General features: G+C 69.3%; 12 protein-coding genes. 9 read left to right on the top strand and 3 right to left on the bottom strand.

The window, feature by feature from the left end:
* The 7 genes from P2T62_RS12140 (at position 1) to P2T62_RS12110 (ending at position 5,264) form a co-directional block, all read left to right on the top strand.
* Positions 1–225 (top strand): 30S ribosomal protein S28e, encoded by a 225-nt coding sequence (locus tag P2T62_RS12140; RefSeq protein ID WP_144262070.1) that lies wholly within the window; start codon positions 1–3, stop codon positions 223–225.
* Positions 225–647, top strand: a complete 423-nt coding sequence (locus tag P2T62_RS12135; protein ID WP_276257344.1) for a 50S ribosomal protein L24e — start codon at positions 225–227, stop codon at positions 645–647. The genes P2T62_RS12140 and P2T62_RS12135 overlap by 1 nt, the downstream gene beginning before the upstream one ends.
* Positions 644–1,123 carry a nucleoside-diphosphate kinase gene (ndk, locus tag P2T62_RS12130; protein ID WP_276257343.1) on the top strand — a complete coding sequence of 160 codons (480 nt, stop codon included), beginning with the start codon at positions 644–646 and terminating at the stop codon, positions 1,121–1,123. The genes P2T62_RS12135 and ndk overlap by 4 nt, the downstream gene beginning before the upstream one ends.
* A gap of 151 nt (positions 1,124–1,274) precedes the next feature.
* Positions 1,275–2,360, top strand: coding sequence for a hypothetical protein (locus tag P2T62_RS12125; RefSeq protein WP_276257342.1), 1,086 nt, complete (start codon positions 1,275–1,277; stop codon positions 2,358–2,360).
* A complete protein-coding gene (locus P2T62_RS12120; protein ID WP_276257341.1) occupies positions 2,305–3,561 on the top strand; it encodes an RNA-guided endonuclease InsQ/TnpB family protein in 1,257 nt (418 codons plus the stop codon). The genes P2T62_RS12125 and P2T62_RS12120 overlap by 56 nt, the downstream gene beginning before the upstream one ends.
* Positions 3,558–4,439: a PKD domain-containing protein gene (locus P2T62_RS12115; RefSeq protein ID WP_276257340.1), complete on the top strand. Its 882-nt coding sequence runs from the start codon at positions 3,558–3,560 to the stop codon at positions 4,437–4,439. Before P2T62_RS12120 ends, P2T62_RS12115 begins: the two co-directional genes overlap by 4 nt.
* A 174-nt stretch (positions 4,440–4,613) precedes the next feature.
* Complete coding sequence (locus P2T62_RS12110; protein ID WP_276257339.1) at positions 4,614–5,264, top strand: helix-turn-helix domain-containing protein; 651 nt, start codon at positions 4,614–4,616, stop codon at positions 5,262–5,264.
* Positions 5,265–5,346: 82 nt separating this feature from the next.
* On the opposite strand, the gene P2T62_RS12105 is transcribed toward P2T62_RS12110, so the two are convergent.
* The 3 genes from P2T62_RS12105 to aroA all read right to left on the bottom strand — a co-directional run bounded on the left by P2T62_RS12105 (position 5,347) and on the right by aroA (position 9,182).
* Positions 5,347–6,216 carry an RAD55 family ATPase gene (locus P2T62_RS12105; RefSeq protein WP_276257338.1) on the bottom strand — a complete coding sequence of 290 codons (870 nt, stop codon included), beginning with the start codon at positions 6,214–6,216 and terminating at the stop codon, positions 5,347–5,349.
* 258 nt (positions 6,217–6,474) lie between these two features.
* A complete protein-coding gene (locus tag P2T62_RS12100) occupies positions 6,475–7,782 on the bottom strand; it encodes an alkaline phosphatase family protein (RefSeq protein WP_276257337.1) in 1,308 nt (435 codons plus the stop codon).
* A 32-nt stretch (positions 7,783–7,814) separates the two neighbouring features.
* The gene (aroA, locus tag P2T62_RS12095) at positions 7,815–9,182 is read right to left on the bottom strand and encodes a 3-phosphoshikimate 1-carboxyvinyltransferase (RefSeq protein ID WP_276257336.1); all 1,368 of its coding nucleotides are present in this window, start codon (positions 9,180–9,182) and stop codon (positions 7,815–7,817) included.
* A 117-nt stretch (positions 9,183–9,299) separates the two neighbouring features.
* Between aroA and P2T62_RS12090 the strand changes: the two genes are divergently transcribed.
* Positions 9,300–10,499, top strand: coding sequence for a M24 family metallopeptidase (locus P2T62_RS12090; protein ID WP_276257335.1), 1,200 nt, complete (start codon positions 9,300–9,302; stop codon positions 10,497–10,499).
* A 174-nt stretch (positions 10,500–10,673) separates the two neighbouring features.
* The gene (locus P2T62_RS12085) at positions 10,674–13,037 is read left to right on the top strand and encodes an OB-fold nucleic acid binding domain-containing protein (RefSeq protein ID WP_276257334.1); all 2,364 of its coding nucleotides are present in this window, start codon (positions 10,674–10,676) and stop codon (positions 13,035–13,037) included.
* Positions 13,038–13,041 lie beyond the last annotated feature (4 nt).

Here is a 13,041-nt window from a genome sequence, read left to right as displayed (position 1 = left end):
ATGTCCGCGGAAGAAGGTGAGTCCGGTGCGACCTCCGCCGAGGTCATCGAGATCGTCGGCAAGACCGGAATGCACGGCGAGGCCATGCAGGTCAAGTGCCGCATCCGGGAGGGGTCGAACCAGGGCCGCATCATCACGCGAAACGTCCTCGGGCCCGTCCGGGTCGGGGATGTCGTGCAGCTGCGCGAGACCGCCCGCGAAGCAGACTCCATCGGAGGCCAATAATGGTACGAACGCGAGAGTGCAACTTCTGCGGGGACGATATCGAGCCCGGCACGGGCACGATGTTCGTCCGCGTGGACGGCACCACGGAACACTTCTGCTCGACGAAGTGCGAGCGGTCGGCCGAGCTCGGGCGCGAACCCCGCAACGTCGGCTGGACCGAGGCCGGCCGGCAGGCTGCCGAGGCGAACCGTGCGGCCGACGAGGCCGCCCGCGAGGCGGCCGCCGAAGCCGAACCGGAGCCGGAACCGGAGGAGGCCGAGGTCGAAGCGGAGGCCGACGCTGAAGAGGCCGACACCGAAGCGGAGGGCGAGTCGGAGCCGGCAGACGCCGAGGACGACGCTGACGCCGAGGCCGAGGAGGCTGACGCTGACGCCGACGCCGAGGCTGCCGACGAGGAGACCGAGGAGGAACAGGAAGCATGAGTCATCACGACGAGCGAACCTTCGTGATGGTCAAGCCCGACGGCGTCCAGCGCGGTCTCATCGGTGAGGTCGTCTCCCGACTCGAGGACCGCGGCCTGAAGCTTGTCGGCGCGAAGTTCATGCAGATCGACCAGGAGCTCGCCGAGGAGCACTACGGCGAGCACGAGGACAAGCCGTTCTTCGACGACCTCGTCGAGTTCATCACCGCAGCGCCGGTGTTCGCGATGGTCTGGGAGGGCGCCGACGCCACGCGCCAGGTCCGCCGGATGATGGGCGCGACCGACCCCGCCGAGGCACAGCCGGGCACCATCCGCGGTGACCTGGGCCTGGACCTCGGACAGAACGTCATCCACGGCTCCGACCACGAGGACGAGGGCGCCAACGAGCGCGAGATCGCCCTCTTCTTCGACGACGAGGAACTCGTCGACTGGGAGCAGTCCGCCGAGGGCTGGCTCTACGAGGACGCGGACTTCTAGACGGGCACTCGCCCCGTCGATATCTCCGCCATCCGGGCTGCAGTATCGCCCGTGAGCCGCGGCACTCCCGCTGGGTGCCAGTCCCGGGCCGCCGTTCGCTGGCCCGAAGCCGTCCGAACCTATAACCACCACACGGCTGGAGGTTCCGGGGATGACTGGACACGCGGCTGGGAGTGGCATCGGGCGGCGCCGGATGGTGCGGGCCTGTGGGGCGCTCGCCGCGGGTCTCTCGCTGACCGCCGCCGGTACGGGCGCGGGACGGGGGGCGCAGGACGGCGAGGGGACGGTGACCGTGGAGGACCAGCGGTCGACGGGCGACTCGCTGGTCGTCGCCGCGGTGCGGACCAGCGTTGACGCGGAGTTGCACGTCTTCTCCGACCGCAAGGACGAAAGCGGCCAGAACGTCCTCTACGGGCGCACGACGCTCACGGCCGGGACCGACACGACGGACCTGACGGTGCCCCTCGACGCACAGCCGATACGCGAGACCCGGGTGATCCGGGTGCTACTGGTGCCGACCGGCGAGGGCCAGCGGGAGACCATCGCCACCGACACGGCCGTGGTCGCGGTCGGCGAGGACCCGGACCGGTACGGCACGGAGCTCGTGGCGCCCGACCGCGCAGCGGGCTTCGAGTACCCCTACTTCCGGTACGTGCCGCCGAGTGTCGGCGACGGGGTACCGCTGCTCGTCCAGCCGAACAACACCGGCCGGTCGACGGACGACTTCGCCGTCCACCGGCGGGCAGCGCGCGAGACCATCGAGCGCGGGACGCCGCGGCGAATGGCCGACAGCCTCGGAGTCCCGTTGCTGGTCCCGGTGTTCCCCCGACCTCGTTCGGACCCCGTCGACGGGAGCCACTACGTCCACCAGCTGGACCGTGACACGCTGGCCATCGAGGAGGGCCCGCTCGAGCGAGTCGACCTGCAGTTGCTCGCGATGGTCGACCACGCGCGTGCGGCGCTGGCGGAGTCGGACCTCTCGGTGCGCGAACGGGTCCTGCTGAACGGGTTCTCCGCCTCCGGGAACTTCGCGGACCGGTTCACAGAGGCTCAAGGCGGAAGCCCACGACTTCAGTCGTGGGAGGAAGCCGACGGGGCTCGATTCTTCCTCGCCACTTGCCTCGTGACTCCCGAACATCTCCTGAAATTTATAACAGAGAGCGCAGCACTCCGGTATGCCGATGGAGGTCACGCGTACCATCCCCGTCAAACTGGATGTGCCCCCAGAGCGGCGTGACGACCTCCATCAGACCATCGACCAGTTCAACCACGCCGCCAATTATACCGTGCAGCACGGTCGCAACGACGACGGGTATCTTATTCTCAACAAGTCGAAGATACACGATCAGGTGTACCACGACCTTCGGGACGAGACAGACCTGCCCGCGAACCTCTGTGTTCGCGCCTACTCGAAAGCCGTCGAAGCGATGAAATCCACCGTCGCCGACTGGAAGAAGGGCAACAGCCGACCACTCCCGCGATTCGACGAACTATCCGCGGTCTACGACAAACGGACGTTGACCATCAACAACCGGTCGGCCACCCTCTCCACAATCAACGGCCGGGTCGCCGTGGAGTACGTTCTCGGGGACTACCAGCGGTCCTATCTCGATGATGACGACTACGAGAAGCGGATGGGAACGCTCCACTACCGCGAGGACGAGGATGCGTTCTACCTCCATATCGTCATCCAGAAAATGGTCGAGGAACGCGACGGTGACACGGTACTGGGCGTGGACTTGAACCTCAAGAACGTCGCTGTCACGAGCACGGGCTCGTTCTACGACGGTGGCGAACTGTTGTGGGGGCAGAACCACCTCTTCCGCGTGCGTCGAAGCCTTCAGCACAAAGGCACTCGCTCCGCGAAGCAGGCACTCCGGCGACTGTCGGGGCGAGAATCCCGCTTCGTGCTGAATCGCCTGCACACGATTTCTCGACGCATCGTGGAGGAAGCCGATGCCCACGATTGTTCGTACATCACCGTCGAACGCCTCACCAATATCCGCGAGCGGATGGATAATCAGGACGACCAGGTGAAACGGCAACTGCACAACTGGGCGTTCCGCGAAATCCGTGAGATGCTGGCGTACAAGGCCGCAGCGTACGGGATTCGTGTCGAGGAGATACCGCCCGCGTTTACAAGTCAGAATTGCTCGAAGTGCGACCACCAGTCAAGCACGAATCGTGACTCGAAAACGGGCTGGTTCGAGTGTACCGAGTGCGGCTACGAGGTCGACGGGGACTACAACGCAGCGAAGAATATCGGGCACAAGTTGCTAACTTTACCAGAGGGCAAACGTCCCTCTGGGTTGGGCGACGGTCATCTCGCCCTGAAGTCCGGGACGCTGAACGGGAACGGCGAATACACCGCCTACTCCACGTCGGAGGCAGACCGGGAGTCCACGGACAAGCCCACGACTTCAGTCGTGGGTCGATGACCGTGCTCCACCCCGACCGCGTACTCTCGGTAACGGCGGGGGGACTCAACGGGATGACGCTGCTCCCACTGACGGAGGCGAAGGGCGAACGGCTGGACTACCACGTCGGCATCGCGGACGTGTCCGAGTTGACCGGCGAGTCGGTCGACCTCGACGCGCTCGACCGCGTGAACCAGCTCCTCTATATGGGCAGCCAGGACGAGAACGACACCATCCCGTTCGACGACGCCTGGACCAGTGACGCGCTTCGGGAGACGGCGCTCGCCGTGTACGGCGAGGACATGATCGCGGACCGGTTCCCGTTCTGCCAGGCCGCCTACGAGCGAGCCGACGTGTCAGCGCAGTTCACCATCGTCGACGGGGTCGGCCACCGACCGCTCCCGGTCGAGCGGCTGACCGAGTTCCATCGCCGTAGCATGGCGGGTGAGGACGTGAGCGACTTCGGCGAGGACCTGACGGCGGCCGCACGGGCCGCCGGTGAGCCCTCGGCCACGTTCACCGTGACAACGGAGGGCCCGATGGCGGGGGAACCGGTGGCGTTCGACGCCGCGGAGAGCCACGGTGGTGGCGCCGATATCGTCGCCTACACCTGGGAGTTCGGGGACGGTGGGTCCGCCGCCGGTGCGTCGGTCACACACCGGTTCGATACCGGAGGGAGCTACTCGGTCCGGTTACGGGTCGTGAACGGTGACGGTGAGACATCGTCCACGACGCGGGACATCAGCGTGGAGCGGGCGCCCCGGACGGGAACAGGGACGGATTCCCCGCGGGAGACCACCGTCGCCAGCGGTCCCGGATTCGGGGTTGGCGCCGCACTCGTCGGCCTCGGTGCTGGCGGTGTACTCGCGCACCGTCGCTGCGAATCCCGCCGAGAGTGACGAACCGGTCGGGGCACCCCAGTTACGCCCGGCAGTCGATATATCTATTCTCTGGATGAAAGGTGGTGGAGTATCGGAGGAGACTGAGTATATCCCTGCCTTTCGATATACTCGGCATTCAGTTCGAACGAGCGTTCGACAACGTTTAGCATCCCCCGTGCTCACCGGGAGGATATGCGCTTCGTGACGGGGACGTTGCGGCCGGACGAGGGGGCGTTCCAGCCGCTGGATGCGGCGCTGCTCGAGGAGTCAGAGGTCCGCCGGGAGGCGGTCCACCACCTCGACCGGCTCGCCGATGGGACCGCCGTCGCGATGTTCGAGGTGAGCGGGGACCCGGACCGGATCGTGGAGCTGTTCGAGAAGCACAACGAGGCCATCGGGCACCAGACGACCCGCGGGGACGGGACGGTGCTGTTCCACTCGCACTTCGAGCCGACCCCGCTCGTCGACCGACTGCTCGACCTGATGGAGGAGTACGAGTTCGCGCTGGATATGCCGATGACCTTCACCGACGACGGCCGGCTCCGCGTGACCATCATCGCGAACGATGCCACCATCTCGGAGGTGTTCGCGTCGGTGCCCGAGGACATCCACTTCGAGGTCGAACGGACGGGTGAGTACGAGGCCGGCAGCGGACGCATCTTCTCGCTGCTGACCGAGCGCCAGCGCGAGGTGCTCCGCGCGGCCATCGAGTGTGGCTACTACCGGGAGCCGCGGGAGGCGACCCACGCGGACGTGGCCGACGCGATCGGCCTCACCGCGACGACGGTCGGCGAGCACCTGCGCCGCATCGAGGCGACGCTGATGAACGAGATCGTCCCCTGAGGCGGCCTCCTCCGCCGACCGCGGGGGGTCGGGCCCGAGGCACCGGGCTGTTCGACCGTCCCGACGCCGTCCCCGACAGGAGCTAGCGACTGGGTGGGATCTTCTTGACGCTCGAGATACCGAACCGTTCCCGGTCGATATCGAGGTCGAACATCGTCGTCTCGTCGTCGTTGCTCTCGCGCCAGAACTCCGGGAACTTCGTGACGGTCATGGTCCGCCGTCTGGCGGTTCCCTCGCCGAGCCAGCCGAAGTCCAGAACGCCCTCGAACGACCGCTTGAGGAGCCCGGCCTCGTTGTGCTGCAGGAGTTCCTCGTCGGCGCCCGCGATCAGCACGCTGTCGGACTCAGAGACGACGTGGCAGAGCGTCTGAGCGATGAAGTAGATGTCGGCCGGATCGAGGAACTTCGCCGTCACCGGGAAGAAATCCGAGAGCGACTCGATGATGACGATCTCGTCGGAGATGCCCTCGATGAGTTGATCGAACTCCTCGAACACGCTCTGGTATGCGTCGCTCATCCGTTCTTCGGCTGTCTTGTGCCGGAAGCCACCGTCTTCCGGTGTGATGGGCCCCAGTTCCGCGATGCTGGCGGAGATGCTATGGAACTCGATCCCCTCCAGTGCCGGATACGCGATGTCGTTCGCGGCGATGTCGTGGATGTGGCGCCGGAAGGCGGTCTCGGTATCGTTGAGCGCGATGTAGCGTATCTGCGATGGCCGGGTGACGGTCGCGGGGACCTCGCCGTACTCCAGTTCGAACAGTCCCGACTCGGTCTGCCAGTTCCCGTGTAGTACCGCCGCGGTCCGGAGGAACTCCTGATAGCCCGTTCCGAACGGGCCGGTGACGAGAAGCGTGGTGCCCTTCCTGACGCCGCCGTTGAGCCGCCGGTCGATACTCGGGATGCCGATGGGGACCTTCGGACGTGGGGCCTCGGTCGCCGCTTGCGGTGACATACGGTGCCCGTACGCCCCGACACGCATAACTGGTCGGCTGTGCCCACGAATCCGCGGAGGGATCGGCAGTCCGGTGGCCACCTCAGCGGGTCCATGGTCGAGAACGCCATCCTGACGGTCGCACCCGCGTTCGATCGTCTCTCCACCGCCCGCGCCGAACGGGTCCCCCGCCCGGGCCCGGGGCATGGCTCGTCGGTCCGTCCTCGGGTCCGCTCATCGTCCGAACGAACTCGGCGCCCCACCTGAGCCCGCTGCGGTCTATAGCAGGTCGCTTCCGAGGCCCTGGAGTCGGTCGGTCCGCGCGGCGGCGAACGGGACCAGCATCTCCTGGGGGTGGAGCCCACCGTGGAGCCCCCGGTAGTCGAGCACGTCGGTCCGGCGGTGCCAGACGCCGGTCTCACGCGCCACCACGAGCAGGTCGCCACGGCGCGCCTCGAAGGTCGCTGAGCGGTCCGGCCCGAACAGCGCCCGGTCGAGCGTCGGGTCCGGGGCGCTCGCCAGTCGCGGGAGGGTACGCTCGGAGAGGGCGGCGTCGAGCGTCGCCATCGCGGCCTCGTCCGGGGCGAACAGGCCGCAGTTGCGTGGGCCGCCGGAGAACAGCGGTTCGCCGCGACGGTCACGGGCGACGGCGCGCTCGACGCGCCCGTCGGAGAGCAGGTCAACGTTCGCCGCCGGGTCCATATCGAGGAGGCCGTGGTCGGCCGAGACGAGCAGCAGCGTCTCGCGGGCCGTCGCCTCGTCGAGCGACTCGACCACGCGGCCGAGCGCGCGGAAGACCTCGCCCACGGTACTCCCGTAGGCGTCGGCACGCGTGCCGTGTTCGTGCGCAGCCCCGTCCACCTGCGGCAGGTACGCCCAGACGTACGCCGGGGCGTTCGCGTGGGCGCGGTCGATCGTCTCACGGAGTCGGGCGGTGAACCCCTCCGGACCGTCGAGGCCGTCGTAGCCAGCGGACGCGGCGTCGCCGAAGGCGTAGCGGCTGTACGCGGAGCCGGGGATGCCCGCGGGGGCGAGGACGGACGCGTCGACGCCCGCGTCGAGCAGTCGGTCGTACACCGGCGTGAGGCCGTCGGCGACGAGGTCGGCCGCCTCGGCCCCGAACTCGCCGGCGGGGGTCCCGTCGGGCGTCTCGAACGGGAGCGACTTCACCACCAGGTCGTGCTCGGGGAGGTACTGGGTCCAGCCGAGGAGGCCGTGGCGCGCGGGTACGACGCCGGTGTGGAGGCTGGTCAGGGCGGCGGCCGTCTCGGAGGGGAAGACGCTGGTGAGCGGTGAGACGCGCGCGGTCTCGGTGAACCGGTCGAGGAACAGCGAGGCGTTGCGGTGGCGCGCCCACTGCTCGAAGCCGAACCCGTCCACGAGGACGTGCAGGACGACGGGCGCGTCGGTCCTGACGCCCTCGAACACGTCGTCGGGGAGCGGGTCGCCGGGAACGCCATGCACCCCGAGGCAGTCGGCGACGGTCGCCGGGAGCTGGTCGAACGAGCGGTCACCGTACGCGGGCAGCAGGTAGCCGTCCTCGGTCTGTCGGTCACGGAGGGCGTCGGCGGCGTCGGTTCGGAGCATCGTTGTGGGGCAGGTCGGGCGGCGCTCGTCGCTCAGTCCTCGCGGTCAACGTCCGCGCCGAGTTCGTACAGGGTCTCGAAGAAGTCCGGGAAGGAGACGTCGACGTGTTCGGCGCCCTTGATTCGCGTCTCGCCGTCGGCGACGAGCCCCGCGACGGCGAGCGACATCACGATTCGGTGGTCGGCTCGGCCGTCGACGGTCGCGCCCTGGAGGTCCGTCTCGCCGCCGTGGACGACGAGTTCGTCCGTGAACTCCTCGACGGTGGCGCCCATCCGTTCGAGTTCCTCGGCCATCGCGCTGACCCGGTCGGTCTCCTTGTAGCGGACGTGCTCGCAGTCCGTGATGCGGGTGGTCCCGTCCGCGGCCGCGCCGAGTGCGGCGATGGTGGGCAGGAGGTCCGGCGTGTCCGCGACGCCGACCTCGATACCCTCCAGCGACGAACGGCGGACGGTGATGCGCTGGTCGCCGAGGTCCCAGTCGATGTCGGCGCCCATCCGCTCCAGGATCTCGACGATGGCCGTGTCGCCCTGGGCGCTCTCCTTCGCACCCTGCACGACGAGTTCGTCGTCCGGGGCGGCCGCGAGCGCGCCCGCGGCGACAAGGTAGGAGATGGAGGAGAAGTCGCCGGGGACGTGGTACTCGCCGTCGGTCGGCTCGTAGGACTGCCCGCCGTCGACGGCGAACCCCGCGCTGGTGTCCCAGGCCGCGACGCCGAACTCGTCGAGCACCTCCAGCGTGATGTCGACGTACGGCGCCGATTTCAGTTCGGTCTCGAGGTCGACCCGGACGCCCTCGTCCGTGACGGCGCCCGCCATCAGGAGCGCGGTGATGTACTGCGAGGAGACGTCGCCCGGAATCGAGACGGTACCGCCGCCTACGGGCCCGCCGACGACGAGCGGCGCCTGCCCGTTGGCACGGGTGGACTCGGCGCGGCCGTCGAGCTGGCCGATGGCGTCCAGGAGCGGGCCCTGTGGTCGCGACCGGAGGGAGTCGTCGCCGGTCAGCACCGTCAGGCCGTCCGCGAGGGCGGCCGTCGCCGTCGTGAGGCGCATCGTCGTTCCCGAGTTGGCGCAGTCGATGACCTGTGCGGGCACCTCCGGCCGGCCGCCGAAGCCGGTGACGAGCAGGTCGCCAGGGTCGGCGTCGACGGGGCTGTCGACGAAGCCGACGCCCTCGGGGTCGACGCTGGGCGGTCGCTCCTCGGCACCGAGACGGTCGACGCTCCCGCCGTAGCGCTCCACGGCGCGCGCCGTCGCGCGGGTGTCGGCCGAGTCGAGGGGTCCCCGGACGAGGGCGCCGTCGGCGTAGCCCGCGGCGAGGATGGCACGGTGGGTGTAGCTCTTCGACGGCGGGGCGCGTGCGGCCCCCCGGACCGCCGACTCGCGTACGATTGCGTCCATAGCGGAGCCACTCGTGGCCCCTGTAAACGGCTTTCGGAGGCGACGACGAGCGCCCGGGCGGCTCCCGCCACGCCGCCGCCCGGTAGGCATATACTCGGGCCGCGTCCATCCGCTGTCATGGACCTCGACCTCTCGGCGCTGGACTCGTATCTCGACGACGCGGGTGTCGACGGCTACCTCGTCGACGCCGACGGCGAGGACGCCACGCAACGGTACCTCTCCGGGTTCGACGCGCCCGACCCCTACGTCACGCTGTACGTCCGCGAGGGTGCGGGCGACGGGGGAGGGACGACCCATCTGCTCGTCTCGGCGCTGGAGTACGGCCGCGCGGCGAAGGAGGCCCGCGCCGACACGGTCGAGCGCGGATCGGCCTACGACGCGCAGGCCCTCGTCGACGAGTACGGCCAGCACGAGGGGAGCGACCGCGCCGTGGCGGCGTTCTGCCGGGCCCACGGCGTCGAGAGCGTGGCGATGCCCGAGCGCGCACCGCTCGGCCCGGCCGACGGGCTCCGCGAACGGGGCATCGAGGTGACCGTCGACCGCGACGAGACGGTCGAGCGCGTCCGCGCCATCAAGACCGAGACGGAGATCGACCACATCCGCGAGGCACAGAAGGCCAACGAGATGGCCATGTCGCGCGCCGAGGAACTGCTCCGCGAGGCCACCGTCGACGACGGGGTGCTCCACCACGACGGCGAACCCCTGACGAGTGAGCGCGTCCGCACCGCCATCGAGATCGAACTGCTCCACAACGGCTGCGCGCTGGACGAGACCATCGTCGCCTGCGGCCCCGACGCCGCCGACCCCCACGACCGCGGGAGTGGGCCGCTCCACGCCGACGAGCCGATCATCGTCGACATCTTCCCGCGCTCGAAGGAGACGGGCTACTTCGCGGACATGACCCGCACGTTCTGCGTGGGCGAGCCGACCGACCGCGCACAGGCGTGGTACGACCTGACGCTCGAAGCCCAGGAGGCAGCGCTGGGGGCCATCGAGGCGGGCGCCCTCGGCAACGAGGTCCACGGCGCGGTCTGTGACGTGTACGAGGCGGCCGGCGAGCCGACGCTCCGGGACGACGACGCCACGGAGACGGGGTTCATCCACACCACCGGGCACGGCGTCGGGCTGGACATCCACGAGTACCCGCGGTTGAGCACGGCCGAGAACGAACTCGAGGCCGGGATGGTGGTGACCGTGGAGCCGGGGCTCTACGACCCGGACGTCGGTGGGGTACGCATCGAGGACCTGGTCGTGGTGCGCGAGGACGGGGTAGAGAACCTGACCGACTACCCGAAGGAGTTCGTTATCGAGAAATAATCCACTCCCGCTCTGGATGGTTGCGTTACGGATCGAACGCCAGGTATTGGTCGCGAACAGAAGGGATCTGTCGTCTACTCCGCCTCCTGAGGACGCCGGCGGGTGGCGTTGAGGGGGGCCATCGCGAGCGGGATTCCGACAGGGGTTTTAGGCACGGACTGCTCCCTCGCAGTAATGGGTAACTGCATCATCTGTGGTACGGCGACTGACGGGCCGATCTGCGACACCCACCAGGAGGACGTCGTGTTCGAGTTCGAGGGGAACAGTCCGAGCCAGCTGACCGAGGGCCGCTTCTACGAGGGGACCGTCGACGGCTACGCCGACTTCGGCGTCTTCGTCGACCTCTCGCGCAGCGTCACCGGGCTGCTCCACCGGTCGAAGCTCGACCGACGGCTCGAATCGCTCGACTGGGAGCCCGGCGACAGCGTCTTCGTCCAGGTCACGAACGTCCGCGACAACGGCGACGTGGACCTCGGCTGGTCCATCCGCCAGTCCGACCGCGACTTCCGCGGCCGCCTCATCGACTCCCCGGATGGCGACTACCTCGCCGACGAGGACGACGACGAGGACGACGGAGGTGCGGGCGACAGCAGCCAGGGGACCTCCGAGCCCGAACCGGTCTCGGAACCCGACGACGACAGCGAGGAGGAGACGGAGACGAGCGAGGCCACGGGCGAATCACAGGCCCACTCGGGCACCGCCGGGGGCTCCGAGGCGCCGTCAGGACGTGACTCGGAACCGGCACCGACCGCCGGGCAGGGCCGGGCCGACGCCGCGAGCGAGGACGCCACACCCGAAGCCGACGAGGTGACGGAGGCGGCGACCGACGACTCCGGGGCCGAGAGCGAGCCGGACGTGACGACCGACGACTCCGGGGCCGAGAGCGAGCCGGACGTGACGACCGACGACTCCGGGGCCGAGAGCGAGCCGGACGTGACGACCGACGACTCCGGGGCCGAGAGCGAGCCGGACGTGACGACCGACGACTCCGGGACCGAGGAGCAGGCCGAGCCCACCGAGGCCGAGCGCGCGTCCGTCGAGGACCTGCGCGAGCGCGTCGGCGACGTCATCGCCATCGAGGGCGAGATCGTGAGCGTCCGGCAGACCTCCGGGCCGACCGTCTTCGAACTGCGCGACGAGACCGCTGTGGTCGACTGCGCCGCGTTCGAGGAGGCCGGCGTCCGCGCGTACCCCGAGGTCGAGACCGGCGACATCGTCCGGCTCACGGGCGAGGTCCGGGTCCGGCGCGACGAACTGCAGGTCGAGACCGAAGAGCTGGTCGTCCTGGCCGACGGGGAGCGAGAGACCGTCGAGCAGCGGATGGCCGAGGCGCTGACCGAAGAGGCCGAACCCGAGCGGGTGGAGCCGCTGGCCGTCGACGAGGTCGTCTCCGAGCTGAACGACGACCTCCACGAGGCCGCGACGGCCATCCGGCGCGCCGTCGCCGAGTCGCGCCCGGTCGTCATCCGGCACGCCGCGACGACCGACGGCTACGTCGCGGGGGCCGCCATCGAGCGCGCGGTCCTGCCGCTCGTCGCCGAGGAGCACGCCGCCAGCGACGCCAGCTACCACTACTTCGACCGCCGGCCGCTCGAGGGCGCCGTCTACGACATGGACGACGCCACGAAGGACGTGACGGGGATGCTGGGCGACCAGGAGCGCCACGACGAGAAGTTCCCGCTGTTCGTCTTCGCCGCCGCCGGCGGCACTCGCGAGTCCATGGACGGGTTCGACCTGCTGGATGTCTACGACGCCGAGCGCGTCGTCGTGGACGGACAGGCCGTCGACGAGGAGGTCCGCGAGGCCGTCGAGACGACCGTCGCGCCCGACGCCGGGAGCGACGAGCGGACCGCGGCCACCGTGGGCGCGACGCTCGCGGCCGCCATCAACGACGCCATCCGGGACGATCTCGGCCACCTGCCGGCCGTCTCCTACTGGGACGACGCGCCCGAGCAGTACGTCACGCTCGCCGAGGAGGCGGGCGTCGACGCCGAGACCGCCGCGCAGCTCCGCGAGGCCGTGGCGCTGGAGGCCTACTACCAGTCCTACGAGGACAAGCGCGAGCTCATCATCGACCTGCTGTTCGAGCGGGGCGAGGGCGGTGACGGCGTCGGCCTCGCCGAGCAGGTCTCCGAGCAGTTCGACACCAAGCTCGAGGCCGAGATGGACACCGCGCTGGCGAACCTCGAGCGCCGCGAGGCGGCGGGCGTCTCCTTCGCGGTGCTGGACACGGACTCCTACACGCACCGCTTCGACTTCCCGCCCAAGCGGCTGCTGCTGGACGAGCTCCACCGCCGCGAGGCCGAGGGCGACCGCTTCGTCACCATCGGCATCGCGAAGGACGAGCTGTTCCTCCGCGCGACGGAGGAGCTCGACCTCCGGGGCATCGCCGAGGAGGTGGCCGAGGAGGCCGAGCACGCCGGCGTCGCCGCGCGCGGCGCCCGCGAGGGGAAGATCGAGTTCCTCTCCGGCGAGCGCGACGCGGTGCTGAAGGCCGTCATCAAGTCGGTCGCGGACCGCGTCGCGGCCGCGGCCTGAGCCG

The sequence above is a fragment of the Haloglomus litoreum genome (genome assembly GCF_029338515.1).
GTDB classification, from domain to species: Archaea; Halobacteriota; Halobacteria; order Halobacteriales; family Haloarculaceae; genus Haloglomus; species Haloglomus litoreum.
The sequence above is the reverse complement of the archived record's forward strand: the minus strand, read 5'-3'. Positions and strand labels throughout refer to the sequence as shown.